The sequence below is a fragment of the Spiroplasma endosymbiont of Megaselia nigra genome (assembly GCF_003987485.1).
GTDB lineage: Bacteria > Bacillota_I > Bacilli_A > Mycoplasmatales > Mycoplasmataceae > Spiroplasma.
Window position 1 is genome coordinate 1 of record NZ_RCOO01000167.1, and the last position, 2,396, is coordinate 2,396.

3 protein-coding genes are annotated in these 2,396 nt (G+C 22.2%); 1 reads left to right on the forward strand and 2 read right to left on the reverse strand.

The genetic code is table 4. From position 1 onward, the window contains the following. On the forward strand, positions 1 to 669 hold a 669-nt coding region (locus tag D9R21_RS07400), incomplete at its 5' end, for a DUF3688 family protein (RefSeq protein WP_158613933.1). A gap of 35 nt (positions 670 to 704) precedes the next feature. Here D9R21_RS07400 and D9R21_RS05720 read toward each other — a convergent pair. Continuing rightward, the gene (locus D9R21_RS05720) at positions 705 to 1,184 is read right to left on the reverse strand and encodes a lipoprotein (protein ID WP_126821446.1); all 480 of its coding nucleotides are present in this window, start codon (positions 1,182 to 1,184) and stop codon (positions 705 to 707) included. A gap of 16 nt (positions 1,185 to 1,200) precedes the next feature. Continuing rightward, complete coding sequence (locus D9R21_RS05725) at positions 1,201 to 2,169, reverse strand: hypothetical protein (RefSeq protein WP_126821447.1); 969 nt, start codon at positions 2,167 to 2,169, stop codon at positions 1,201 to 1,203. Between the last annotated feature and the right edge of the window lie 227 nt (positions 2,170 to 2,396).

Consider the following 2,396-nt stretch of genomic DNA (forward strand, 5'->3'; position numbering starts at 1 on the left):
TATTGAAAAGACATTTGTTTAGTTGATAATAATGGAATGCCACAATATTTTGCGTGAAGTTTTTATCCTAATTATTTTAAATCAGTTTATCGTTGAAATAATAACAGTGAACCTAATACACCAATTATTGATGAAAAAAATGGACAAATTACAGATTGAAATTTAAAAAATCAAAATACTATTAACAACAATGATGAAATTAAAGTAACTATTAAAAATAAAGATATTTCAGAAAATCCTATTTATCAATTAGAAGCAAATTATTTTAATTGATTATCAATAACTAATGAATTAGAAACAAACAATATTCCTTCTCTTATTCCCGCTGAAATTAAATTATCAGATGGCGAATATGGTAAATATTTAACCAATTTAATTGTATCTAATAACAAAATAGAAGAATATTTAAACTATTTTTCGCAATGATATAAATTACTTTATTCAAAAGCAGTTTGAATAAGTATGACTAAAAATTTGGTTGAAGATAGTATTAAAATAACTTATAATGTTAAACTATTTGCTTTAAATCAAATTGAGATATCTGGGATATGGGGTTATGGGAATTATGATATTACAATTTTTACAGAAAAAGAGGAAATTATTATCAATAACTTACAATTATTTAATAGAAATAATGAAAAATTATCATTAATTACATTAGAAATATAAAAAAAAGTCATTTATTAAAATGACTTTTTTTTATATTATTCATTAACTTTTACCATTCCATCTTTATCAACTATTAAATTAGGCTCTTGTATATCTAAATTTCAACGATAAACTGATTTAAAATAAGTTCCATTATCTTCTTTTCAAACACTCATATTTCTTATTTCTGGAACTCTTATAGCCAAGTCATATTCATTACCTAATTTTGTTTTTTGTAATCTTGTATCACCAGTTATTAAAATAATTTCTTTATTATTATTAAATTTATTAATATTTCAATTACTATTTTTGCTATCACGTCACACAACAAAATAATACTTATTATCCAACTTATTAAATAGCTTTTCTTGTGATGTTATTCATTCTAAAATATTTCCATTTATATTTATATTATTTTTTTCTTTTTCTTTTTTTAATGAATCTTCGCTATATTGTGGTGTATTACAAGCAACTAAACTTGTTGTACTTGTTCCAATTAAAGTGATTGTGCATAAAAGAGTTAGTATTTTTTTCATTTTCAATAAAATAAAATTAACTTACTATCAGTGCCCCTATTGAACAAGAAGCACTATAAATTCCAAATAATGCTGAAGCTAAAGTACCGATTACAGGAATTAATGCTGATCCAGCTGCAATAAGCCCTGTAGTTGCGGCACATGCTTCAAAAACAGGTTTTTTTGAATCATAATTAGAATTTTCAGATATAGATGAAATTTGAATAGAATTTATTTTGTTATTAATTTTTGAAATTTCTAATTTTAAATTATTAATATCTTTACTAATTCCCTCAATTACATAATTTAATTCTTGTAATTTTATGTCATGTTCTATTAAATTTTCTATATAATTTCAATCTCTTAAATAACTATTAATAATTTCTAATTTATTTTCAATTCATTCTTTTTTATCTTGATAATTTTTATTATTATAATTTTCATTTAATTGACGATTAAAATTAACTTTAAATTGATTAGCGTGATTAATTCATTGATTAATATTATTGTTTTTACTAATTATATTATTTGTTTCATTAATTCTTGTTTTACTACTAAAAATAAATTTAGTTTTGGGTCTTAAGCCCTCTGTGTATCAATTTTGATTACCTTTTATATATATTGTAAAATAGTAACAAAAACTATTAAAAATTTTTATTTCACTTATTCCTATGGCTGATGATTTATATCCATTAAAAACACTATAACGTTTGGCTAATTCAACTCCAACTTTAATTCTTCATTCTGGAATATCAACACCGGTTCCAAGATCAAAATTTTGACCATAATCAGTATCATCAATTAAACCTAAAGAAATTTTATCTTTATCTAAATCATAATTAAAGTCTTTTCAAAGCCTATTATCTTTTAATTCGGTGTTTCTTTTATTTCTATTTAAATTTTCTAAATTAATTTCTTGTTTTTTATAAGGACTAGCGGCAATTGTTGTTGGTACAGCAGTTCCACTAATTGTTAACACACTTAATAAACTTAAAAGTTTTTTCATTTTGTATAATTTCCTTTCTTTCATCTTGAAACTTTTTATCAAGATCTATTGACATTATATATATATATATATATATATACAAGCACTTTTAAAAATATTTTAGAAAGAAAATTATATAAATGATTATTATTGTGATTATATTTTAGTACTAATCTGGGCTCGCGGTGTTTTTCATAAGTTTTGCGAAAAATTACTTAAAGTTTAAAAAAACTTTTGCCGCGCTTTTC